Source organism: Weissella muntiaci (genome assembly GCF_008107635.1).
GTDB lineage: Bacteria > Bacillota > Bacilli > Lactobacillales > Lactobacillaceae > Weissella > Weissella muntiaci.
Genome location: NZ_SDGZ01000013.1, coordinates 125,610 through 144,380, shown reverse-complemented (window position 1 = coordinate 144,380; position 18,771 = coordinate 125,610). Strand labels below are relative to the sequence as shown.

Sequence of the window (18,771 nt, the reverse complement as noted above, 5' to 3'; positions counted from 1 at the left end):
GTATAGAAAAGAGAATAAATTATGTCTCAAAAAACTGCACAGCAAGCTAAGGAAGAACTTATTAAGCGGATATCAGGGATGTCATTAGCTGAAATTGACGCTATGTCATCTCAAGTAGATGAGTTATTAGCGACAAAATATGAGCTTATTGTACCTTGGAGAACAGCAATAGGGATTGACGATTTAAATTTTCTCTGGGACAAGCACTCATCAGCATTTGTACTAGATAACTTGTATGAAAATCCAAAGTCGGAACTTCAACGTCATTTTACTGAAGATGAATTGGAAGATTTTTTAAACAAGGCGCATTCAACAGATGAAGAACGTCAATTAATTTTATCAAGCAAGAAAGAGGTCTGAAATGTCAGTACCTAATAGCATGATTGATCCAGACGAACCAAAAGTTTTTGACGTTGATTGGCAAGACCATGAGATTGCATTTGGCGCTGAGAATGTGTATCAGGACCCGCAAGTACCAAGTCGCTATATACAACTGAATTTCAGTCAATTAACAGAAGTCGATATGTATGCAGAGCAACATTACGAGAAGCTCGGTATGTACCAAGAAGCCATGCTGTATCGACGAGGTAAGAATGATATTTTCACAGCTAAAGAACTTTTGGAAGAAATTCAAAAAGATTGGGAAGAGGTAAACACAAATGACTGAATTGGATATCTATAATCCTAAAAATTTAACAGCAGAAACTATTAAGGCTTTGTTACCTGGTGGAACTAACGCAAGCAATGAAGAAATCGCATCCTTACTTGCTATTGTACGAAATCAAAACATGAACCCTTTTACTAGGGAAGTTTACTTTGTAAAGTACGGAAGTGCACCGGCACAAATTGTTGTATCCCGTGATTTCTATCGGAAACGAGCATTTAAAAATTCTAGTTTCAATGGCATACAAGTGGGCGTGATCGTTCAAAGTGAAGATGGCGAGATTGAAGAACTTGAGGGAGGTTTCTATCCAAAAGAGAAAACTTTGGTTGGAGCTTGGTCGAAAGTATCGCTAAAAGAAATTGATGTTCCTGTGTATGTTTCAGTTCGGTATGACGAATATGTACAAATGAAAGGCGACAAGCCAAATTCAATGTGGAGCAAAAAGCCGGCAACTATGTTAACTAAAGTCGCTGAGAGCCAAGCGCTTCGTATGGCATTCCCTGATGAATTTTCAGGAACTTACGGCGAGGAAGAATATCCAGCTAATCAAGAGAGACGTGATATTACTCCTGATAACAAGCCAACATCAGAAGAGATCGCAAACTTTAACAAGGATGAGTATATCGCACAAAGAACGGCCGCGCTGGAAGAGAAGCAATCAACGGTACATCAATCTAGCGATAATGTCGAACCACCTGCTGATAAGGATGAGCCACTTAACGCACCGTCAGCGGAACGATTAGATATGGGGGCTTTCTAAAATGGAAAATGTAGAGATGATCAATGTTGATTACCAAGCGGCAACAATCAATATTCCACAAAAGCAAAAATTTGAACAGTACGTTAACGATTTGGTCTTGAAGTATCAAGACTTTGCAGTCGATAGCAACAATTTAACAGCTGCAAGAAGTACCAGAGCCGAGATTAACAAGGTGTTGAATGAAATTGATACCCAACGGAAAGATGTAAAGCGGGCTTATAACGAGCCACTAAAAACATTTGAGAACTGGGTAAAACAAGCAACGTCAGCTTTATCGGATGTAAAAAACACCATTGACGAAGGTATTAAAGTTCAAGAGCACGCAGAGCAAGTTCAACGTGTACAAGTGGTAAGAGACCTAATTCATGAGGCTGTTACTGATACCCAGATTGATGAACGTATATTTACGGAGTCAATTGAAGATTGGGCTAAAAACATAAACTTCAACAAGGATTTCAAACCAAAGAAAGTGCTTGTTGAAAGTATCCAATTTGAGGTTGATAAGGAGTTAGAGCGACAAGCTGAACGTGAGAAGGATGTATCAGCCATCGCAAATTTTGCATTTAGTAATAATATTCCAGACAGTGCATACATTCGGATGCTGGATAACGGAGAGAGTTTTGCTAATATTCTGCTGGTTATGCAATCAGACGTTCAAAAAGAGCGGGATCGACAGGCGTATATAGCCAAACAAGCGGCAGAGTCGGCGCAAGAGAACGAAACGGAGGAAGTAGCACCGAAGACACCAGAAAAACTGTTGAAGACGACAGGAGCCGTTACAAGCGATATTTCAGATGTAACAAGTGAATATGCAACCTATCGGGCAAAAATTGAGCTGGACTTTGAAAGTGTAGAAGAGAAGGACCGTTGGAAGCAAGTAATGGCCGACAATGGTTTTGCAGAATATAAGTTGCTTAGTTGGGATCGAATTACCGACAAGAAGGAATAATAATGTCAGAATTTGATATTTTCGGTCATGCCGTAAAAATCGTAGGCAACAAGGTAACTATTGTCGTTGAAAATTCAAAGGACCTGAAGAACTTGTCGTTGCAACTTACACAGGAGCAACCGCAAGTAGTTCTTCATATACCAGATGAACGACACGTTAGCATGATGCAAATTAAGAAAGCCCACGCCTTAATGAACGATATAGCTAAGTCGGTTGGCGATGATGCAAGGGATATGAAACATAGACTTAAATATTTGTTTATGGAAGAAGAGGGAAGTGGGTACTTTAGCTTCGCCTCAACTGATGTGACGACCGCAAGAAAGTTCATTAATTTTCTTTTGGACTTTGCATTAGAGAACAATATCCCTCTTGAACATCGTGGAATAGATTATGTTGATCAGAACTATTTAGAAGCATATATGTATATGGCTTTGAAGCACCGTGCCTGTGTCTTATGTGGACGACCAGCAGATGTGCATCACGTTGATACAGTCGGCATGGGGAATGACAGAAGGTTAGTTGATCATCGGAATAAGCGCTTAATAGCTTTATGTCGTATTCATCATGGCGAGGCTCACGACATGGGATGGGATACATTTTCAGAAGTTAATCACGTTGTCGGGATAATTTTGCCACCTGAGACGTTGAAGAGTTTAGGCATTATGACGCAACAAAGAATGGATGAATTGGATGGTAAACGTCCAGTAACACTATCAGATGAAGGGAGCCAATGATGGCGATATTACGAAAGAAATTAAGGCAAAACTATACGGTAGTTGCCAATGAAATCATTCGTGATGCTACATTGACATGGAAAGCGCGTGGGATATTACAGTACCTTTTGCACTTACCAGAAGACTGGGAAATTCATTTACAAGAAATTGCAAAGCATTCTGTCGATGGATATGCATCATTTATGAGTGGCATAAAGGAACTCAGAGAAAAGGGGTATTTCAAGACTACCAAGGAGAATAGTGCCAACGGAGTCATTTATTCTCATAATGTCTCTGACACGAGAGGATATTTCTTAAAAGATGAAGATAGCCCAGTCGCGATTTTAGCTAGCGGGAAACCCGCAAGCGAAACCCCGTTACGGGAAACCCGTAGCGGGAAACCCGCTGCGGGAAATCGAGACCTACTAAGTACTAACCAACTAATTACTAATGAACTAAGTACTGACTCACAAATTACTGAGATTATTGGTGGCGGTGATGATGATGAACAAATCAATCAGCGTGCGCGCGAAGCGGACCATCATGCGGTAATAGCAAAAGCCAAAGAAGTTTTTGGTGGTAACTTGAATAATGTTCAATTAGAAACTATGGAGCGTTTATATAACAAATACCAGAGTTCGCCAGGATTACTAATGAATGCGATTCACAAAATGGCTAAAAATGGTACAGCAAACTTTACGTACTTACAGAAAACGGCAGAAACGTTGCTGAATGAAGAAAATGCAATGTTAGCAACAATATCAACTGAATAAGAAAGGGGCAGCATCATCTGTCCTAAGTAGCAATTAACTACCAATGAGAGTTTTAGAGCTTGAGACGACTCTATTAGACCACTATGTATCATTTCACATTTTCAACCTTCTCCTTATTTGTTTAAAAGGTGGTTTAGAAAAATGTAATGTGAGGCGGAAAACTTGCAGAGCATTCTCTTGTTGGGTGGACATACCTAGTTAATTGTTACTTAGGGCAGATGATGCGCAGAAGAACATGTATCAAGTGGAATATACAAATGGAGATGGTAAGCAAAGAGTCCAGAAGTGCCTAGGTAAGGTATGGGCTGAAAAAATGGTGCGATCTTATAAAAAGTTTGGTTTCAAAAACGTCTCAATGACTATGGTGACTGATTATGTACGCAGTTAAAAGTCGCAAAGTAATCAATGGCAGAAGGCAACAAGTCATTAGGTATTTCAGTAACAAGAAAGCTGCACTTAGTTATCGTAATTCAATTTACTCAATGGAGTTTCCTGCTTGGATCGAGCAAGGGCAAAGTGACAAAAAGCAGGGCGCACTTTCAGATGCACTGCGCAGAATACAACTTATTCAACGAGGTTCAAACGATGAAACTAAGAGCTGAGTTACCCCATAAAGGCAAACCGTCTGTTGGACAAGCGATTAATTCTAACGATCGAATTAAGAACGTCAACTTAAAGTCAGCAATGGTTAAAGTTATCCGAGATATTGGCGCAGCAGAAGCGTGGGTCTACATGGGAAATCAAGAAACATTCATTCCCTTTAGCGTAGATAAGCCATGTGCAGTTATGTATACGGTTCATCCACCTAAAAATTATAGGTTCGATCCGCAAAATTTTTGGCCCACGATTAAACCGTTTGAAGATGGTATGACAAGCGCCGGTTTTTGGACAGACGACAACTCAAAAGTTATCCCGCTACATCTTTCCATTGCTGGAGAGAAGAGTGGGACGGATAACTACGTATTTGAGTTAGAAATTGTCGACTTGAAGGACCTACCAGAATTGATGATTAAGCATTTCAGTTTAATCGCAGCAAATTACTCAGGCAGCATAGTGCATTAAAAAATGAATTGGAGATTATAAATCATGACAGAGAAGTTAATTCAATTACGAGTATCATCCGACGTTAAGGATAAGGCAGACAAAATTTTAACTGAGCGTGGGTTAAGCACTCAATCTGCAATCAAAATGTTTCTAACTCAGATCGCAAATACTAAAGAGACACCATTTGATAATTTGTTTCTAGCGAAGGGGAAAGAGTGATTATGGACATGCTAATGCACGTGCGCCTTTGGTTATATCTGCATGGGCTTGAGATATCAATGTTTATTGGTGCTCTAGGACTAGTCGTAGTAGCGTGGACGTTTGTTCTTATGAGAAAGGACAAGAAGTATGAAGCTGACAAACATCGCCGGTGAAGTAATTGCCGACGATATGCAAGCAGATAATCAGATAATTCGAACGACGGTCAGCGTTAAACAGTCGAGCAAGATGCCGCAAGAAGCAAGAGATGACTTGTTGGAATACGCGAAGAGGTTGTTTGATGATTGATTGGCTGATTAAAGGTGTGGCATATATCGCACCAAGAATGCTAATAGCTTTTTGGATGTTGTTGGTAGCGTATTTAATAACACGGTATTGGCAACATACTAAACACTGGGACAAGGATAGGTAAAACATGAGTAAAGAAGAATTGTTATTGAAACAACTTACAGATGCTATTTCGGCAGGAGTAGATAAAATGACGCCAGTGGCACAAGAGTATGTGCACCAATTTGTTGTAAGTCAAAGTGTTGGGGCGTTTTTTTGCGGCATTTTAACGGTGGCAACCGCTTGGTTAACTGTATTTTTCTTTAAACAGGGACACAAGAACTCTCAACGTATTTTAGAAACAGACCGATATTCTAACGAAAGAGACATTCTAGATTCAAAAAGAACTTGTTATAACGTTGCGATTGGTGTAACTACTTTTGTGGCGTTAGTGTCATTTTGCTTATTTGCTTCTGATGTTGCAAATGCATTGGCTCCACTACCTGCAATCATTTCAAGTTTGAATTAAGGAGTAAATCATGAGTAAAAGTGTTCGAGCAATTCAGTTTGCGGATAACTATGTGATTGTGAATAAGACTGGAGAATTTTACATGTCCAACGGTAAATTTATGCCATTGGGTCATGGAGCGGCAATTACTTTTGGAGTCTGGGCTGAGGCAAGTTCAGCTGCTAGAAAGCTGGAGAAGCAACTAAAAAAGAACAGGATTAAGTCATGAAAGTTGTAAATAGCGAGACAGGCCAGGTATTTGAAGCCTGGAAGGTTGAAAAAATCGGCATTACGTTAGCTCCAGTATGGGTAAGAGAAGTGATTAGCCACGGAGCAATGAGTATTCCAGCCAACAGGGGCTATTCAGAATACTTTACGGTTAAAGATGGTAAAACGATCGGCATTAATCTTGGAGATTATATTCTCAAAGGACCAAGGTTCTCTGTAATTCCGGTAAACAGGCAAGAATTCGAAAAGACTTACAAGAAGGTGGATTAATCATGAAATTAGTAACTATGCGAGTTGATTTTAATGTTGATGGATTGAAAAGTCATGTTGAATTTGAAATCAAGACAAACCTTAGCAAGGGCGACTTGCTAACTAGAGAGTGGTGGGAAGATTGGGATGTGAACCAGAAGTTCACAAATAATCCTCATGATTTACGGTACGACGAAGGGCAAGATGCATTCTTAATTACTTATGACGGAGACAATATTGAGATTGACCCTGATGAGTTTGGCGACGAAGTAGATGCAATTTCAATTGTAAAAGAGGAGAGGGTCTAATGACATTTGACAAAGTAGAAAAATTAGATGGTTTGGTCCCATTCGCTGTTGCTTTACAGGTAGTAAATGATAAAGATAAGGTCGGCACTTTTGATATTCGAGGAGAAAGTAGCACCGGCATTATTTTGGGACAAGTGGCCGCTGAAGAACGAGAGTACATTGATCGGACCAACTTGGAAAATCCGGAAGACTGGAAAGAGGTATTTGGAAGTGTTGAAAGCCCGAATAAGAGTGCTAAGCTCCATAAACTCTATACTTACGACCAAGTTAAAGAATTGATCGAGGCTTTGAGCAATGAAGGTTAAGGTGAAATACAGTGCACTGGTAAAACGTGGAGATATTGGAGATGTAGTTGAGCGATTTATGGTGCAAGATATTAATCTGAAATTAATGCTTGTTGATTTTGGATATATGACAATTTGGATGATGGAACGTGATGTAGAGGTGGTAGAAGATGACCACGACTAAACAGAAGCAACAAGATCGAGAGTTCTGTCTTGCCTTGGCTAAAAAGTCATGGGACATTTTACTCGCTAATGATCGTCAAGAAGAGTATGCAGATGTGTTGATTGCACAGCAGGAAGCGTTAGGAGTTAAGTAATGGAAGATCATTTTCAAAAATTGTCTGAAGATATGAATAAACTTGTTAAACCTGATTTGGAGCTTTTCGATTCATTTACATTACAGGGACCTTATTCATTAAACGGTTACGTGGTGGTTCCTAATAGTTTTCCACTTGATTATGTTGATGAGTTCTATTCAGAAATTGACGACCAATTAATTGGAGGACTTACGTATTCTGGTTATGCAGTTGTATATGATGGGGAGTTGTCGTTGCTGTCACTGGATAATAGTCCTTGGCTAAAGCTGGGAACTGTTGAATTGTCTGAGAATGACAGGCGAGTAATAAAACAGGTTAAAAACAACAGTGTTAGAGTTCTTGGGTTTGACGATGCCCACATTGACCCGAATGAGCTTGATGTGAAAGAAGGGGCAGAGGATTTAGCAAAGCAATTGAAGTTATTATTACCAAATTGTGCAGTGTGTAATAACCCAATCACAGAAGAATATTTAATGGTTGGAGATAACTATCTGCAAGTTAAATATTTTGATGATGAAGAATCAAATATATTCTGTTCTGAAGACTGCTTAATGAAATCGCTAAGTGTTCTAAGTGTATATATTGATAGCGAGTGATATGAATATTGATAAAAGGAGTTAAGTAATGGCACGGGTTCTTGATATGACAGCAGGTTCAAGAATGATGTGGTTTGAAAAGGACAATCCAATAGCAACGTTCGTTGATAAGCCTGTGGAGTATGAAGAATTACCAACAGGACATGTGATAGATGTTAATCCGGATGTTGTTGCTGATTGGACTAAGGGATTGCCGTTTGATGATAACAGTTTTGACGGGGCAGTATTTGACCCACCACATCTGATACATGCTGGAGATAGTAGTTGGTTGGCCAAGAAATATGGAACTCTTGATGAGTTGACGTGGCCGTTCATTATCCGTGATGGATTTGATGAAGCTATGAGAGTGCTAAAGCCAAATGCGACTTTAGTGTTCAAATGGAATGATAGTCAGATACCATTGCCAGAGTTATTGGCTGAGATACCTTATAGGCCATTATTTGGACAGAAGCGTAAAAAGACACATTGGTTAGTATTTATGAAATTGGAGGCGGAGTAATGAGTGAAGTTGTTGAGGCATGGTCCTTTTTGCGGGAAGTAGAAAAGACTGAAAAAGAGGAACGCTCAGTGGCAAATATCGACTGGCTGAAAGCAAATAAAATAAATTTTGAATTTGGGTCAAATTGGCAGGTAATCATTGAAATTGGTACACATAAGTTTGATTTTTGGACAACAACCGGAAGCTGGTTCGATCGTAAGAATAGTAAGCATGGTCGAGGGCGAGAATCGTTATTAAGGGCTTTGAAGGAGGCAGAGTAATGAAACGAGTATTGCTATGGGAAAACAAGAAACGCCCTGGAATGTATGCACCGTTTTCTAGTGAGGTTGCTAATTGGGATGATGGCGATGTTGATGCACCAATTGCAATGGGGTTTAATAACGATAATTATGCTGAAGCAGCGGCACATTACCACAGAATAGACAAGTTGTTATCAGATAATTTAGGTGATAAGTGGCCGTTCACACGAGGATTATTTAAATACTATCATTTGACGCCCGTTGAACTAACTGATGAAGAGTTTGAAACGTGGAGACGTAATGAAGAGACTGGCACTGATTCACGTTGGGAGGTGGAGTAATGGCAGAGAATAAAAATTTAGTGAATCATCCAGATCACTATAAGAAATTTAGTTTTGAAGCTATTGAAGTGATTGATGAAGTGGTTCCAGCATTTGGGCCTAAGTTATCGTTCAGTATTGGAAATGCTTTGAAGTATATCTTGCGGGCACCATTCAAAGGAACAACTAGGCAAGACCTCGAAAAAGCTGCATGGTATTTGGAACACGCTATTGAATTATTGGATATGAAGCAATGACAGTCAAACTAACACAGACACAACTTGGTTTAATTAAGGTTGTTCAAAATTTTGAACCAGAGTATATGGCACAACGTGTATTAGCAAATTTTTACATGGATGACAAATTCGGTGAAGAAATTTTATTAACCGATATTATGGCCGTGTATGAGGAGAGAGTGGAAGTTGAGATCGTGGGGGCGAAGTAATTGTGATTACAAAACAAAATGTAGCTAGTCGCTTACTAGATGACGTGTCTACAGCGTTTAAATTCAATGCTGCTGATAGTGAAATAAGCCAAAAATTAATACTGTATGAACAGACTGGAGAAGCAATAAAATACTTTGACGCACATCAAGACGAGTTGTCCGATTATGCATACTGGTTCTTCTTGTCTACACTCTGGGTTAGTTATACAGGATTTAGCGACTTGAATGTTTGGAAACGTCTATTTTCTAGCAGGCGGCCAAACAAAAGTATAAGCATAATGAAACCGAGTGAATTAAAGGCTCTAGCTTTGATGCCAAAGAAATTAGCGGCGTTTAGAGTTCATCGTAAAAATGAAACGGACTGGATTGCCTATACTTTATCATTGGAGACTGCAAAGAGATTTGCGGCAGAACGTGGGGTAACTCATATTGATGTTTACGAAATAAAAAAACGTGATATCACAGGGCTATTCTTACGACGTGGTGAAAATGAAGTGATCTTAGTTGATAAGAAACTTGCCAGGCACATTAATACTTTGCAAGTTAAACAAGGAGAAGATTGATGGAACTAATTGCAAATATGTTTAAATCATTCATTACCGCAATTCTTGCCTATTTGCTACTAGGAATTTGGATTAATTGCGGAAGTCTAGAGCCGACTATGAAAACTCCAGGGATTGCTTGGTGGTTGGATGGTGCAATGTTCCTGTTTTGGATCGTTGGGTTTATAGCATTAAGTTTTAATGGAGGGGACAATGGAAGCACCACCGAATAACGTTATAATGTGGCTTGCTAGTATTGGTTTTAAACCATTGAAACCTGATGCGTTAGCTGACACAATTCAGATTTTGGATAGGGTAAAACCGTCTAATCTTTCTTTCGTATATCACCCTCATGGTGTGCCAGATATGGTAGCGACTGCTACCGTCCCGATGTCTGTTTTAAATTGGTACAGGACTGATAGCGCAGAAGCAGAACTTGCACAGTTATATCTACATGGCACGAAAGGACAACAAGATGGCTGATAAGATTGATAAAATTTTACAAAGCTATTTTAGCGGAGATATGGCTAAGGATATTGAGGCTCGAAAAGAATTTGTTAATGTAAGGGGTCGAGTTGATGATGTCACGCTGGAGAATGATCCACAGCTTTTGGTAATGCAACATCATTTCAATATTTGCAAGATGTGGACTGATGATTTACCTGGAATTCGCTTAGAAGTAATTGGTGGAATTTATAAAAAAGAACTAACTTGGCTAGAGGCGTCATTTGAATATAACGTATCCAGAACGACAATTGCGGAATGGAGAAACTTACTCAAGCGACATATAAAGCCTTGGTTGTTCATATCAACAAATGAAAACAATAAATAACAGGAGTAAGATATTATGTATACTTTGCCAGAGCTAGATAAGTCGGAAACAAAAAAATTGAGTATGAATTTTTTTAAAAAAGAATTAGATAGAATTGAAAATATAGCTGGGTCGAGTTTAGGCGTGTCGTTAAATTTTACAAATATGAAGCATCATTCTAATACAAACGTGACAGAAGAAGTTGCTAGTCAACGTATGGATGCTAGGGAGTTACTGAAATATATATGGGCATCTATAAACGAATTATCAGAGCAAGAGCGTGATGTAATTTTGATGCGATATATAAAGAGATTTATGTGGGCGAAAATTAGCAAAGAACTCCATTGTAGTGAAGTAAGGGGGCATGAAATTTTAAATAAGGCTCTTATCAATTTTGCTGAAAAAACTAACGCTAGGCTGGGATTAGCTGTGTATAGATGAAATAGTTTGAGGACGAAATACTTATGAAAGTTACACATACTGGAATAGAGGATGCCTGGCAAATCAAAGAAATATTCGGACATGATGCGCAAAAGTGGGATTGGCCGGTTTGGGTTATTGAGGCTTTAGATAAAGGTACAAGATCACAAGAAAATAGCATTGAGTGGGATCATGGAATATTAACTGTCCGTGGGAAAGATGCCAACCTTGGTTTTGGTGAAGTTGATGATTGGCTACTCAAAAATGCTAGGGGTGATTTGTACGTGGTCAGTAAGGAGGAGTTTTGGGCAGATTATAAGGTGGTTATTACCAAAGATGGACAATAAAAAACGCCAACTCTGCGAGCTGACGTGTGGTAAAAGAACTATTGGTGAGTTCATTTTATCATACGGAGGCTAGTTGGGGTATATGAGTGATCAGAAAACGGCTTATAACACGAGACATTGGTTAAAAGGCGATTTCCAAATGTTCTTAAAGAAGTCAAAGTTAGCGACAGTTCTTCCTTCATCAATGCAATTATCTGATATGCCTGGTGGTGGTCCGGCTGTCTCTGTTGATGATAAATTGGTGGGTTATTTTGAGGCAAAGGTGGTCGTTGATACGGTTTGTAACGTGTTTAGCGTGCTGGGTCATAAACAGAAGCGTATTTTGGAACTTTGCTTCATTGATGGACTTGAAGATTGGCAGGTAATGGAACGGGTTGAGATTGAATCGGAGCCAACGTATTATCGGACTAAACAAAAAGCACTTGTTGAATTTGCTGAATTATATGGGCCGTTCAATGATCTCAGAGATGAGGGCAGCGAGTATTTATTCTAAGAAGAGCGAATAACTAAATGTTATTTAGCTCTTTTTTGTCTCAAAACAGACATATACACGTCTCCTGATAAACACCTTCACATTAAGGTTCAGAGCTATTATTAATATATAAGGTAAAGGAAGAGGTAAATAAAATGAGTAACGACATGATGATAAAGAAAGCATTGGCCCGAGTAGATGAGATTAAGCAAATGCCAATTGATCAAGCGATCGGCGTTTTGTACTTAGAAGGCAATTCAGAAAAGCTATTCGATGCTGATGATACATACGACGCAATTACCGCACTAGAGGATAGAGATAGCACAACAAATATTGACGATATTTTTAAACGACTTTCCGCACAAATTTGGTTTTATGAATATAAGTAAGAAAGCAGCCATAAGTTAAAAGGCTGCTTTTTTATGTGATAGGTGAGTGATAGTAATTTGATAGCAAATTGAGAGTGAAATGAGAGGTGCGTGATAGGCAGAACGTAATATTATGATATTGTTCAAAAATTGAATAACAGCAGTGGCGAAGTAGGCGTATGCAATTAATGCATGACCGAATAGGCCGTTTGCGTAAGGTGCGAATCTTTACCTGTTGTATATGGACACAGGTTGTTCAGAAAGCCCACGGTAAATCGTGGCACACATCGAGTTGCAGAGTTTGCCTTTATCCACTTTATGCGGATGACATACTAGTTTAGGCAAACACAGCCAACACCAATTAGAGCTGATAGAAATATCAGCTTTTTATTTTGCTCTTTTAACTCAATAGGTAGAGTAGGCAGCTCATAACTGTCCGGTTGTTGGTTCGAGTCCAGCAAGGAGCATATCAACTAGTCAAAGGAGCATAGTCGAGGTTAATGGCACAGTTGAATTATAGAAAGAATGAAGCTCAGATAATTGGAAATCTTGATCGAGAGACAAAAACACCTGCATTGAGAGATTGGCAAATAACTGAGATTAATCAAGAGATACAAAAACAAAGATACAAGCCGCGAACTCGTGTAAGACATTACGGGTAAGTGGTTATTTTTATTTGAAAAGGAGATAGCAACGTGGCACAAAAGATTAATGATGTACCAATTAATAGTATTACCCCTTATGAGAATAATGCGCGGCATAATGATGTAGCAGTTGATGCGGTAGCAGCGTCAATTAGCGATTTTGGATTCCAGGTGCCAATCATTGTCGATGTAGATAATGTGATCATCACAGGTCATACACGATTAAAGGCAGCACAAAAATTGGGGCTAGAGACGGTTCCAGTTATAGTCGCTGATAATCTATCCCCTAAAGAAGTAAAAGCGTTCAGATTGGCCGACAATAAGACTGGAGAGCTGGCTACTTGGGATGAAGGTATATTACGAGAAGAATTAGCAGAATTAGCTACGTTCGACATCGATGTAACTGAATATGGATTCGAACTTGAAGATTTGAATGTTATTGAGGAGACTGAGGCGGTTGAAGATGAGGACTTTGATGTCACTCCACCTGATGAACCAACGAGTAAAGTAGGTCAGATTTACCAATTAGGGCGTCATCGTCTAATGGTAGGAGATTCAACTAATCAAGAACATGTTTCTAAATTGATGAATGGAGAAAAGGCAGACTTATTGATTACGGACCCGCCGTATAATGTGGCTTATGAAGGTAAGACTAAAGATGCTTTGAAAATTCAGAATGATAAGAGCGACTCAGCTACATTCCATGCGTTTCTTTTTGATGCTTTTACTGCAGCTAAGGAAGCAGTGAAGAAGGGTGCATCATTTTATGTATGGTATGCCAGTTCAGAAGTTGTTAATTTCCATACTGCGTTAGTTGAAGCGGGGTTCTTGGTAAAACAGGAGTTGATTTGGAATAAGAATGCAATGGTCCTAGGTCGTCAAGATTATCAATGGAAGCATGAACCATGTCTATATGGTTGGTTAGACGGAGATAGTCATAAATGGCATTCGGATAGGAGCCAAGTTACAGTAATGGATTTTGATAAGCCACAGCGTAACGGGGAACACCCAACGATGAAACCAATTGCTCTATTTGATTATCAGATAAAGAACTCAACCAAGCAGGGGGACCTAGTGTTGGATTTGTTCGGGGGAAGTGGAACAACCATGATTGCCGCAGAGCAAAGTAATCGCAATGCTTATCTAATGGAACTAGACCCAAGATATGCTGATGTGATTATTAACCGTTGGCAGGCGTTCACAGGGCAGACAGCGGAGTTAGTTAGTGAATAAGGAAGTGGAGGTGTAACGGTATGGCTGATAAGCTGACACCGAAGCAAGAGGCTTTTGCTTGGGCTGTTGGCTTAGAAGGAAAGACTTACACACAGGCTTATAAAGATGTGTATGACGTAAAGCCTACAACCCTTGATAAGACAGTCTGGCGGAAGGCTTCGGACGTTGCAAATAACGGCAAGGTTACGGCAAGGATTGACGAACTTAAACGTATGAAAGCTGTTGAAATGCAAAGGTCTTTTCATTGGACTATGCAAGACGCTGTTAATGAATTGCTTTTTGTCATAAAGAAAAATCGTAATGACTTATTGCGTTCTGATAGAGATGGTTACGCTGCACGAGAAGCAAATAATAAAGCTATCTTAGGTGCTGTTAGCCAACTTGAAGATTTGAGGCGTGAAAATGATAAATATCTAAGCGACTCAAACAGGAAGCTGCGTGCTGAGGCTGATATTGCCGAAGCTAAGGCTAAGATGTTGACAGATGACAGCATATCAGTTGACACTACGATTGTAATTGGGGAGAAGTACGAGGATGAATAAGCAAATAACATTGTCGTTTCCTAAGCCGGCAAACGTGTTCAACAAGCAGGTCTTTGAGAATTTATTTGATTATGAGTCACGTATTGACCTTTGGTACGGTGGTGCTTCGTCTGGTAAGTCTCATGGAGTTGTTCAGAAAGTAATAATCAAGGCACTTCAGAAGTGGAAATATCCAAGGCGCATTTTAATACTTCGCAAAGTAAATACGACAATCAAGGATTCAATCTTTCAGGACTTTATTGAACGATTAAGTGATTGGGGGTTGCTAGGCGCAAGTAAGGTGCGTAACTCTGATTATCGTATTACATTGCCTAATGGTGCTGAACTAATCTTCAAAGGGTTAGATAATCCGGAAAAGATTAAGTCGATCAAGGGTGTGTCCGATATTGTTATGGAAGAAGCTACGGAGTTCACTCTGGATGACTTTACACAGCTAAATTTGCGTTTGCGTGAGAAAAAGCATGATAAAAAACAAATATTTATTATGTTTAATCCAGTTAGTAAGGCAAATTGGGTGTATAAAACGTTCTTTGAGAAGAAATTCAGCGATACTCACATACATTTATCCACGTACTTAGATAATAGGTTCAGTGATGAAAACACGGTTAGGACAATCAGGCAGTTAGCGGAGACCAATGCGGCATATTATAAAATTTATGCTTTGGGTGAGTTTGCGACACTTGATAAGCTGATATTCCCGACATTTGAAAAGCGCTTGCTGAACGTTGAGAGCGAAGAAATGCGTAAACTACCCAGCTTCTTCGGTCTTGATTTTGGTTATACGAATGATCCAACTGCCTTTATACACATAAAGGTAGACGAGAAATTACAAACCATTTATGTAATGCAGGAATACACCAAGGTTGGAATGTTGAATAATGATATTGCAGATGTTATTAGTTCATTGGGCTATCGTAAGGAAATAATCATTGCTGACGCCGCAGAACCTAAGTCTATCGAAGAAATACGCAGGGCAGGTATTGCAAGGCTTAGAGCGGCTAATAAGGGCCCTGATAGTGTGCTTCATGGTATATCAGATTTACAACAGTTCAAGATAGTCGTTGATGAGCGAGCGTCGAGGACAATTGAGGAATTTGAAAACTATACCTGGAAGCGTGATAAAAAGACGAGTGAGTATATCAATCAACCGGACGATACAACGCACTTTGATCACGCTATTGACGCTATTAGGTACGCATTTCAACAATATATGGGTACAAGTGGCAATAAGACGATGTTTAACAGATTCGGTATTAAGAAGTAAGAAAGGAGGTAGATATGTCACGTAAGAATAAACGGCATAAGCGGATAACTAAGCGACCGTTGATCACCGATTCAAGTGAGAGCGGGTTAGGATATGCTCCACGTCGTGGAATTGAAATCCCGTCTCAATCCGTTTCAATTTCTGATACATTGGACACATTCCAAGTTGACCGGATATATCATCACAATTCTATTGGCAAGAATATTGTTGATTTACCAGCAGAAGATATGACTCGTAATGGTTGGAAGTTATCAATGGACGATGCAGAACTTGCAGCGGATATCACTGATCGGTTAAAAGAGTTGAATGTTAAATCAGCTTTGACACAGCTATTTAAGTATCAGCGTTTATATGGAACAGGGGCTATATTCATCGGAGTTGATGAGAATAATACGCCTGACCAAGAGATTAACGTTAATAATTTAAAGAAGCTGCTATTCTTGACGCCGTTCTCTAGGAAGAAGATTGGTAACTTAGATTACAGTGATGACGTAACTAACGAACACTATGGGAAAATATCAAGGATTAGTGTAGATGGCACAGACATCGATCACACACGGTTCTTATTGGCAAATGGTGAGAAGTTTGAGACTGAACGATACGGACGGTCAATCTTTGAGTATATTGAAGATGAACTTGAAGCAAGTAAGACTGGTATAACTAGTATTTCAAAGTTACTTGGTGATTTTTCGTTTAAGGTGTACAAAAGCCCAGAGATTGATGCAATGGATCCAGAAGATAAGTTGCTCCTTGGGACAGTTGCTAATCGACAATTTGAGACGGATGCACTAGCCATGATCGGTGAGAATGAAAGCCTTGATAATGTTGGTAAAGCTGTCACAGGTATTAAGGAATTAACCGACTATACTTGGGAAAGAATTGCAGCAGCAGCTCGAATGCCTAAGTCAATCATTATGGGACAAGAATCAGGTACGTTGACCGGAGCCCAATATGATTTGATGAACTACTATTCACGTATCAAGACGCTACAAGAGAACGAATTAAGGCCGCACTTGGAATATATAGTGCGGCTTTTGTTGTGGGCTAGTGATGAGCCTGGTGGTTCTATTGACCCTGATTCGATGGATTGGTCTATTGAGTTCAATGATTTGTTCCAATTAGATGAGTCTACCGCAACTGATATCGGGTATAAAAAGGCTCAAACAGACCAGATTTATCTAAAGGCTGGTGTTGCTTCTCAAGATGAAATAAGAGAAACCAGATTTGGAAACTTTGGTGGTACTGATACTGATAATCTAAATACAGATAGCGCTGATGTGGTTAGTGCGAGCTGGTTTAGTAGGTTGAGAGGTCGTCGCTAATGAGTGAAGCATTTTATCCATTTGCAACTGAGAAGGCATACGAACGAAAATTAGTGGGTTTGATTGATGAACTACATAAAGCGATTAATCGTTTTTTAGTAGGGCTTAATAATAAGGGGTTAATTACTGATAGCAACGATGATGACATAAAGAAGCAATGGAACGATTACTTTAATCAACTATCACAAAGTGTCGGTGTTGAGATGGCTGCTAACTTGGCAGTGACCATGTTAAGCAGCGCTGAACGCATGGCAAATAGTGCGATTTTATCTCAATTACAAAGCGTTGCCGATTTTGAAACCCCTGCTTATGAACGTTATGAGAAGATGTTTGGAATAGAGCCTTCTGATGATGAAAAGACCTATTTAAAGAACAAAATATCGGAGAATGTGAATTATATTAGCGGTCTTAGCAGTGATTATTTAGATCGTGTGTCCGGTATCGTTTATCGGGGAGTAACAAATAATCACAGTTTAAAGTTCATGACAGAGCAGATACAAAATGCTACACAGATATCTGAACGAAGAGCAAAAACGATTGCTCGGAGCGAAACAGGGAGTGCTTACGGGGCATTTACCAAGATGAAGCAAGAAAGTGCTGGCATAAAGTATTTTAGATGGTCAACGGTTGGAGACAGTCGAGTTCGTGATGAACATCAGGCAATTGATGGAAAAGTCTTCCCTTGGTCTGGTGGATGGGGTGGTGTATTTCCTGGAGAGCCAATAAACTGCCGTTGTACAGCTGAACCAGTATTTGATGATGAATTGGACGAGAGTGAGTTGTTTGATCCTGATGATCTGGAAGCGAAAGAGCTTACTAGAAAGCATAGTGCTAAGAACGCTTTGAATTATGACGGACCAATGCCCGCAAAAGAGTTCAAACATGCTACTGATTGGTTTATTAAGCAGGGCGGTGTGATAACAAGTGGACTAGAGATTGATGATTTCCTTGATAAACGGGGTGCACTTGGTATAACATACGCTCAGGATGTGGTCTTTTTAAAGACAGATGCTGATAGAGCAACCGTTTATGAGGAAATGTTTCATGCTAATCAGCTATTCCAAGGGAAAATTCCATCTGGTGATGAACAGCCGATTAAAAATGAGATTGAAGCCCAAAATTACTTAATTAATAATTGGCGTATGTTAAAATTAAGTAAGAAGCAACTGGCAGAAACCAAGGTCAATTTAGAATATTGGAAGGAGCAACTTGAAAATGTACGAAGTAATCGATGAATTCCCTGTTATTAGGGATGAAGTATTGTTGACAGTTAGCCCCCGTCCTAAATCGCTAAGACCAGGGGATAAGCTAGAAACAATTAATGGCACATTTAAGTTTTTGCATTATCCAATGGGTGTTAGGGACCCAGATGATCAATTAACTATCGCCGCAAAGAAATTAATGTAATTAGAAGCACTCTATCA

The 18,771-nt window shown here is 39.4% G+C and carries 38 protein-coding genes and 1 tRNA gene; all 39 read left to right on the top strand.

The window, feature by feature from the left end:
* The first annotated feature begins 21 nt into the window (after nt 1–21).
* The 39 genes from ESZ50_RS04940 to ESZ50_RS04770 all read left to right on the top strand — a co-directional run bounded on the left by ESZ50_RS04940 (nt 22) and on the right by ESZ50_RS04770 (nt 18,754).
* Entirely contained in the window at nt 22–360 is a 339-nt protein-coding gene (locus ESZ50_RS04940) for a hypothetical protein (protein ID WP_148622497.1), read from the top strand.
* A 1-nt stretch (nt 361) separates the two neighbouring features.
* A complete protein-coding gene (locus ESZ50_RS04935) occupies nt 362–667 on the top strand; it encodes a hypothetical protein (RefSeq protein ID WP_148622496.1) in 306 nt (101 codons plus the stop codon).
* A complete protein-coding gene (bet, locus tag ESZ50_RS04930; protein WP_148622495.1) occupies nt 660–1,424 on the top strand; it encodes a phage recombination protein Bet in 765 nt (254 codons plus the stop codon). Before ESZ50_RS04935 ends, bet begins: the two co-directional genes overlap by 8 nt.
* Before the next feature lies 1 nt (nt 1,425).
* Nucleotides 1,426–2,373 carry a DUF1351 domain-containing protein gene (locus ESZ50_RS04925; protein WP_148622494.1) on the top strand — a complete coding sequence of 316 codons (948 nt, stop codon included), beginning with the start codon at nt 1,426–1,428 and terminating at the stop codon, nt 2,371–2,373.
* A 2-nt stretch (nt 2,374–2,375) separates the two neighbouring features.
* Nucleotides 2,376–3,107, top strand: coding sequence for a putative HNHc nuclease (locus tag ESZ50_RS04920; RefSeq protein ID WP_148622493.1), 732 nt, complete (start codon nt 2,376–2,378; stop codon nt 3,105–3,107).
* A complete protein-coding gene (locus ESZ50_RS04915) occupies nt 3,104–3,859 on the top strand; it encodes a DnaD domain-containing protein (RefSeq protein WP_148622492.1) in 756 nt (251 codons plus the stop codon). The genes ESZ50_RS04920 and ESZ50_RS04915 overlap by 4 nt, the downstream gene beginning before the upstream one ends.
* A 374-nt stretch (nt 3,860–4,233) precedes the next feature.
* Complete coding sequence (locus ESZ50_RS04910; protein WP_148622491.1) at nt 4,234–4,461, top strand: hypothetical protein; 228 nt, start codon at nt 4,234–4,236, stop codon at nt 4,459–4,461.
* Nucleotides 4,445–4,921, top strand: a complete 477-nt coding sequence (locus tag ESZ50_RS04905; RefSeq protein WP_148622490.1) for a hypothetical protein — start codon at nt 4,445–4,447, stop codon at nt 4,919–4,921. The genes ESZ50_RS04910 and ESZ50_RS04905 overlap by 17 nt, the downstream gene beginning before the upstream one ends.
* A gap of 24 nt (nt 4,922–4,945) precedes the next feature.
* Nucleotides 4,946–5,122 carry a type II toxin-antitoxin system RelB/DinJ family antitoxin gene (locus ESZ50_RS04900; protein WP_148622489.1) on the top strand — a complete coding sequence of 59 codons (177 nt, stop codon included), beginning with the start codon at nt 4,946–4,948 and terminating at the stop codon, nt 5,120–5,122.
* A 2-nt stretch (nt 5,123–5,124) separates the two neighbouring features.
* Nucleotides 5,125–5,277, top strand: a complete 153-nt coding sequence (locus ESZ50_RS11665; protein ID WP_187387554.1) for a hypothetical protein — start codon at nt 5,125–5,127, stop codon at nt 5,275–5,277.
* Nucleotides 5,252–5,410: a hypothetical protein gene (locus tag ESZ50_RS11660; RefSeq protein ID WP_187387553.1), complete on the top strand. Its 159-nt coding sequence runs from the start codon at nt 5,252–5,254 to the stop codon at nt 5,408–5,410. The genes ESZ50_RS11665 and ESZ50_RS11660 overlap by 26 nt, the downstream gene beginning before the upstream one ends.
* A 127-nt stretch (nt 5,411–5,537) precedes the next feature.
* Nucleotides 5,538–5,918: a hypothetical protein gene (locus ESZ50_RS04895; RefSeq protein WP_148622488.1), complete on the top strand. Its 381-nt coding sequence runs from the start codon at nt 5,538–5,540 to the stop codon at nt 5,916–5,918.
* 10 nt (nt 5,919–5,928) lie between these two features.
* Nucleotides 5,929–6,126, top strand: coding sequence for a hypothetical protein (locus ESZ50_RS04890; protein ID WP_148622487.1), 198 nt, complete (start codon nt 5,929–5,931; stop codon nt 6,124–6,126).
* A complete protein-coding gene (locus tag ESZ50_RS04885; RefSeq protein WP_148622486.1) occupies nt 6,123–6,395 on the top strand; it encodes a hypothetical protein in 273 nt (90 codons plus the stop codon). The genes ESZ50_RS04890 and ESZ50_RS04885 overlap by 4 nt, the downstream gene beginning before the upstream one ends.
* 2 nt (nt 6,396–6,397) lie before the next feature.
* Nucleotides 6,398–6,682: a hypothetical protein gene (locus ESZ50_RS04880; protein ID WP_148622485.1), complete on the top strand. Its 285-nt coding sequence runs from the start codon at nt 6,398–6,400 to the stop codon at nt 6,680–6,682.
* Complete coding sequence (locus ESZ50_RS04875) at nt 6,682–6,987, top strand: hypothetical protein (protein ID WP_148622484.1); 306 nt, start codon at nt 6,682–6,684, stop codon at nt 6,985–6,987. The genes ESZ50_RS04880 and ESZ50_RS04875 overlap by 1 nt, the downstream gene beginning before the upstream one ends.
* On the top strand, nt 6,977–7,150 hold the full coding sequence (locus tag ESZ50_RS11655) for a hypothetical protein (RefSeq protein ID WP_187387552.1): 174 nt from the start codon (nt 6,977–6,979) through the stop codon (nt 7,148–7,150). The genes ESZ50_RS04875 and ESZ50_RS11655 overlap by 11 nt, the downstream gene beginning before the upstream one ends.
* Nucleotides 7,137–7,283 carry a hypothetical protein gene (locus ESZ50_RS11650; RefSeq protein WP_187387551.1) on the top strand — a complete coding sequence of 49 codons (147 nt, stop codon included), beginning with the start codon at nt 7,137–7,139 and terminating at the stop codon, nt 7,281–7,283. Before ESZ50_RS11655 ends, ESZ50_RS11650 begins: the two co-directional genes overlap by 14 nt.
* Nucleotides 7,283–7,879 carry a hypothetical protein gene (locus ESZ50_RS04870; RefSeq protein ID WP_148622483.1) on the top strand — a complete coding sequence of 199 codons (597 nt, stop codon included), beginning with the start codon at nt 7,283–7,285 and terminating at the stop codon, nt 7,877–7,879. The genes ESZ50_RS11650 and ESZ50_RS04870 overlap by 1 nt, the downstream gene beginning before the upstream one ends.
* 28 nt (nt 7,880–7,907) lie before the next feature.
* Nucleotides 7,908–8,378 (top strand): TRM11 family methyltransferase, encoded by a 471-nt coding sequence (locus tag ESZ50_RS04865; protein ID WP_148622482.1) that lies wholly within the window; start codon nt 7,908–7,910, stop codon nt 8,376–8,378.
* On the top strand, nt 8,378–8,638 hold the full coding sequence (locus ESZ50_RS04860; protein ID WP_148622481.1) for a hypothetical protein: 261 nt from the start codon (nt 8,378–8,380) through the stop codon (nt 8,636–8,638). The genes ESZ50_RS04865 and ESZ50_RS04860 overlap by 1 nt, the downstream gene beginning before the upstream one ends.
* A complete protein-coding gene (locus ESZ50_RS04855) occupies nt 8,638–8,958 on the top strand; it encodes a hypothetical protein (RefSeq protein WP_148622480.1) in 321 nt (106 codons plus the stop codon). Before ESZ50_RS04860 ends, ESZ50_RS04855 begins: the two co-directional genes overlap by 1 nt.
* Complete coding sequence (locus tag ESZ50_RS04850) at nt 8,958–9,194, top strand: DUF3310 domain-containing protein (protein ID WP_148622479.1); 237 nt, start codon at nt 8,958–8,960, stop codon at nt 9,192–9,194. Before ESZ50_RS04855 ends, ESZ50_RS04850 begins: the two co-directional genes overlap by 1 nt.
* Nucleotides 9,191–9,382, top strand: coding sequence for a hypothetical protein (locus ESZ50_RS04845; protein ID WP_148622478.1), 192 nt, complete (start codon nt 9,191–9,193; stop codon nt 9,380–9,382). Before ESZ50_RS04850 ends, ESZ50_RS04845 begins: the two co-directional genes overlap by 4 nt.
* Nucleotides 9,383–9,384: 2 nt before the next feature.
* Nucleotides 9,385–9,945 carry a hypothetical protein gene (locus ESZ50_RS04840; protein ID WP_246111511.1) on the top strand — a complete coding sequence of 187 codons (561 nt, stop codon included), beginning with the start codon at nt 9,385–9,387 and terminating at the stop codon, nt 9,943–9,945.
* Nucleotides 9,945–10,157, top strand: coding sequence for a hypothetical protein (locus tag ESZ50_RS04835; RefSeq protein WP_148622477.1), 213 nt, complete (start codon nt 9,945–9,947; stop codon nt 10,155–10,157). Before ESZ50_RS04840 ends, ESZ50_RS04835 begins: the two co-directional genes overlap by 1 nt.
* Complete coding sequence (locus tag ESZ50_RS04830) at nt 10,138–10,407, top strand: hypothetical protein (RefSeq protein ID WP_148622476.1); 270 nt, start codon at nt 10,138–10,140, stop codon at nt 10,405–10,407. Before ESZ50_RS04835 ends, ESZ50_RS04830 begins: the two co-directional genes overlap by 20 nt.
* Nucleotides 10,400–10,756, top strand: a complete 357-nt coding sequence (locus tag ESZ50_RS04825; protein ID WP_148622475.1) for a hypothetical protein — start codon at nt 10,400–10,402, stop codon at nt 10,754–10,756. The genes ESZ50_RS04830 and ESZ50_RS04825 overlap by 8 nt, the downstream gene beginning before the upstream one ends.
* A gap of 15 nt (nt 10,757–10,771) precedes the next feature.
* Nucleotides 10,772–11,176, top strand: coding sequence for an ArpU family phage packaging/lysis transcriptional regulator (locus ESZ50_RS04820; RefSeq protein WP_148622474.1), 405 nt, complete (start codon nt 10,772–10,774; stop codon nt 11,174–11,176).
* Between the two features lie 23 nt (nt 11,177–11,199).
* Entirely contained in the window at nt 11,200–11,502 is a 303-nt protein-coding gene (locus ESZ50_RS04815; RefSeq protein ID WP_148622473.1) for a hypothetical protein, read from the top strand.
* Nucleotides 11,503–11,584: 82 nt separating this feature from the next.
* Nucleotides 11,585–11,995, top strand: coding sequence for an ArpU family phage packaging/lysis transcriptional regulator (locus ESZ50_RS04810; protein ID WP_148622472.1), 411 nt, complete (start codon nt 11,585–11,587; stop codon nt 11,993–11,995).
* Between the two features lie 134 nt (nt 11,996–12,129).
* Complete coding sequence (locus ESZ50_RS04805) at nt 12,130–12,363, top strand: hypothetical protein (protein WP_148622471.1); 234 nt, start codon at nt 12,130–12,132, stop codon at nt 12,361–12,363.
* A gap of 373 nt (nt 12,364–12,736) precedes the next feature.
* A tRNA-Met gene (locus ESZ50_RS04800) sits at nt 12,737–12,809 on the top strand.
* A 228-nt stretch (nt 12,810–13,037) separates the two neighbouring features.
* Complete coding sequence (locus ESZ50_RS04795; RefSeq protein WP_246111510.1) at nt 13,038–14,219, top strand: DNA modification methylase; 1,182 nt, start codon at nt 13,038–13,040, stop codon at nt 14,217–14,219.
* A gap of 20 nt (nt 14,220–14,239) precedes the next feature.
* Complete coding sequence (locus ESZ50_RS04790) at nt 14,240–14,761, top strand: hypothetical protein (protein ID WP_148622470.1); 522 nt, start codon at nt 14,240–14,242, stop codon at nt 14,759–14,761.
* Nucleotides 14,754–16,025, top strand: coding sequence for a PBSX family phage terminase large subunit (locus ESZ50_RS04785; protein ID WP_148622469.1), 1,272 nt, complete (start codon nt 14,754–14,756; stop codon nt 16,023–16,025). The genes ESZ50_RS04790 and ESZ50_RS04785 overlap by 8 nt, the downstream gene beginning before the upstream one ends.
* Before the next feature lie 14 nt (nt 16,026–16,039).
* Entirely contained in the window at nt 16,040–17,347 is a 1,308-nt protein-coding gene (locus tag ESZ50_RS04780) for an anti-CBASS protein Acb1 family protein (protein ID WP_148622468.1), read from the top strand.
* Nucleotides 17,347–18,582 (top strand): phage head morphogenesis protein, encoded by a 1,236-nt coding sequence (locus ESZ50_RS04775; RefSeq protein ID WP_148622467.1) that lies wholly within the window; start codon nt 17,347–17,349, stop codon nt 18,580–18,582. The genes ESZ50_RS04780 and ESZ50_RS04775 overlap by 1 nt, the downstream gene beginning before the upstream one ends.
* On the top strand, nt 18,563–18,754 hold the full coding sequence (locus ESZ50_RS04770) for a hypothetical protein (RefSeq protein ID WP_148622466.1): 192 nt from the start codon (nt 18,563–18,565) through the stop codon (nt 18,752–18,754). The genes ESZ50_RS04775 and ESZ50_RS04770 overlap by 20 nt, the downstream gene beginning before the upstream one ends.
* Nucleotides 18,755–18,771: the final 17 nt, after the last annotated feature.

What these genes read in the sequence shown, in the direction of transcription:
- ESZ50_RS04940 (WP_148622497.1), top strand. Translation starts at nt 22, where the DNA reads ATGTCTCAAAAAACTGCACAGCAAGCTAAGGAAGAACTTATTAAGCGG.
- ESZ50_RS04935 (WP_148622496.1), top strand. Translation starts at nt 362, where the DNA reads ATGTCAGTACCTAATAGCATGATTGATCCAGACGAACCAAAAGTTTTT.
- bet (WP_148622495.1), top strand. Translation starts at nt 660, where the DNA reads ATGACTGAATTGGATATCTATAATCCTAAAAATTTAACAGCAGAAACT.
- ESZ50_RS04925 (WP_148622494.1), top strand. Translation starts at nt 1,426, where the DNA reads ATGGAAAATGTAGAGATGATCAATGTTGATTACCAAGCGGCAACAATC.
- ESZ50_RS04920 (WP_148622493.1), top strand. Translation starts at nt 2,376, where the DNA reads ATGTCAGAATTTGATATTTTCGGTCATGCCGTAAAAATCGTAGGCAAC.
- ESZ50_RS04915 (WP_148622492.1), top strand. Translation starts at nt 3,104, where the DNA reads ATGATGGCGATATTACGAAAGAAATTAAGGCAAAACTATACGGTAGTT.
- ESZ50_RS04910 (WP_148622491.1), top strand. Translation starts at nt 4,234, where the DNA reads ATGTACGCAGTTAAAAGTCGCAAAGTAATCAATGGCAGAAGGCAACAA.
- ESZ50_RS04905 (WP_148622490.1), top strand. Translation starts at nt 4,445, where the DNA reads ATGAAACTAAGAGCTGAGTTACCCCATAAAGGCAAACCGTCTGTTGGA.
- ESZ50_RS04900 (WP_148622489.1), top strand. Translation starts at nt 4,946, where the DNA reads ATGACAGAGAAGTTAATTCAATTACGAGTATCATCCGACGTTAAGGAT.
- ESZ50_RS11665 (WP_187387554.1), top strand. Translation starts at nt 5,125, where the DNA reads ATGGACATGCTAATGCACGTGCGCCTTTGGTTATATCTGCATGGGCTT.
- ESZ50_RS11660 (WP_187387553.1), top strand. Translation starts at nt 5,252, where the DNA reads ATGAAGCTGACAAACATCGCCGGTGAAGTAATTGCCGACGATATGCAA.
- ESZ50_RS04895 (WP_148622488.1), top strand. Translation starts at nt 5,538, where the DNA reads ATGAGTAAAGAAGAATTGTTATTGAAACAACTTACAGATGCTATTTCG.
- ESZ50_RS04890 (WP_148622487.1), top strand. Translation starts at nt 5,929, where the DNA reads ATGAGTAAAAGTGTTCGAGCAATTCAGTTTGCGGATAACTATGTGATT.
- ESZ50_RS04885 (WP_148622486.1), top strand. Translation starts at nt 6,123, where the DNA reads ATGAAAGTTGTAAATAGCGAGACAGGCCAGGTATTTGAAGCCTGGAAG.
- ESZ50_RS04880 (WP_148622485.1), top strand. Translation starts at nt 6,398, where the DNA reads ATGAAATTAGTAACTATGCGAGTTGATTTTAATGTTGATGGATTGAAA.
- ESZ50_RS04875 (WP_148622484.1), top strand. Translation starts at nt 6,682, where the DNA reads ATGACATTTGACAAAGTAGAAAAATTAGATGGTTTGGTCCCATTCGCT.
- ESZ50_RS11655 (WP_187387552.1), top strand. Translation starts at nt 6,977, where the DNA reads ATGAAGGTTAAGGTGAAATACAGTGCACTGGTAAAACGTGGAGATATT.
- ESZ50_RS11650 (WP_187387551.1), top strand. Translation starts at nt 7,137, where the DNA reads ATGACCACGACTAAACAGAAGCAACAAGATCGAGAGTTCTGTCTTGCC.
- ESZ50_RS04870 (WP_148622483.1), top strand. Translation starts at nt 7,283, where the DNA reads ATGGAAGATCATTTTCAAAAATTGTCTGAAGATATGAATAAACTTGTT.
- ESZ50_RS04865 (WP_148622482.1), top strand. Translation starts at nt 7,908, where the DNA reads ATGGCACGGGTTCTTGATATGACAGCAGGTTCAAGAATGATGTGGTTT.
- ESZ50_RS04860 (WP_148622481.1), top strand. Translation starts at nt 8,378, where the DNA reads ATGAGTGAAGTTGTTGAGGCATGGTCCTTTTTGCGGGAAGTAGAAAAG.
- ESZ50_RS04855 (WP_148622480.1), top strand. Translation starts at nt 8,638, where the DNA reads ATGAAACGAGTATTGCTATGGGAAAACAAGAAACGCCCTGGAATGTAT.
- ESZ50_RS04850 (WP_148622479.1), top strand. Translation starts at nt 8,958, where the DNA reads ATGGCAGAGAATAAAAATTTAGTGAATCATCCAGATCACTATAAGAAA.
- ESZ50_RS04845 (WP_148622478.1), top strand. Translation starts at nt 9,191, where the DNA reads ATGACAGTCAAACTAACACAGACACAACTTGGTTTAATTAAGGTTGTT.
- ESZ50_RS04835 (WP_148622477.1), top strand. Translation starts at nt 9,945, where the DNA reads ATGGAACTAATTGCAAATATGTTTAAATCATTCATTACCGCAATTCTT.
- ESZ50_RS04830 (WP_148622476.1), top strand. Translation starts at nt 10,138, where the DNA reads ATGGAAGCACCACCGAATAACGTTATAATGTGGCTTGCTAGTATTGGT.
- ESZ50_RS04825 (WP_148622475.1), top strand. Translation starts at nt 10,400, where the DNA reads ATGGCTGATAAGATTGATAAAATTTTACAAAGCTATTTTAGCGGAGAT.
- ESZ50_RS04820 (WP_148622474.1), top strand. Translation starts at nt 10,772, where the DNA reads ATGTATACTTTGCCAGAGCTAGATAAGTCGGAAACAAAAAAATTGAGT.
- ESZ50_RS04815 (WP_148622473.1), top strand. Translation starts at nt 11,200, where the DNA reads ATGAAAGTTACACATACTGGAATAGAGGATGCCTGGCAAATCAAAGAA.
- ESZ50_RS04810 (WP_148622472.1), top strand. Translation starts at nt 11,585, where the DNA reads ATGAGTGATCAGAAAACGGCTTATAACACGAGACATTGGTTAAAAGGC.
- ESZ50_RS04805 (WP_148622471.1), top strand. Translation starts at nt 12,130, where the DNA reads ATGAGTAACGACATGATGATAAAGAAAGCATTGGCCCGAGTAGATGAG.
- ESZ50_RS04790 (WP_148622470.1), top strand. Translation starts at nt 14,240, where the DNA reads ATGGCTGATAAGCTGACACCGAAGCAAGAGGCTTTTGCTTGGGCTGTT.
- ESZ50_RS04785 (WP_148622469.1), top strand. Translation starts at nt 14,754, where the DNA reads ATGAATAAGCAAATAACATTGTCGTTTCCTAAGCCGGCAAACGTGTTC.
- ESZ50_RS04780 (WP_148622468.1), top strand. Translation starts at nt 16,040, where the DNA reads ATGTCACGTAAGAATAAACGGCATAAGCGGATAACTAAGCGACCGTTG.
- ESZ50_RS04775 (WP_148622467.1), top strand. Translation starts at nt 17,347, where the DNA reads ATGAGTGAAGCATTTTATCCATTTGCAACTGAGAAGGCATACGAACGA.
- ESZ50_RS04770 (WP_148622466.1), top strand. Translation starts at nt 18,563, where the DNA reads ATGTACGAAGTAATCGATGAATTCCCTGTTATTAGGGATGAAGTATTG.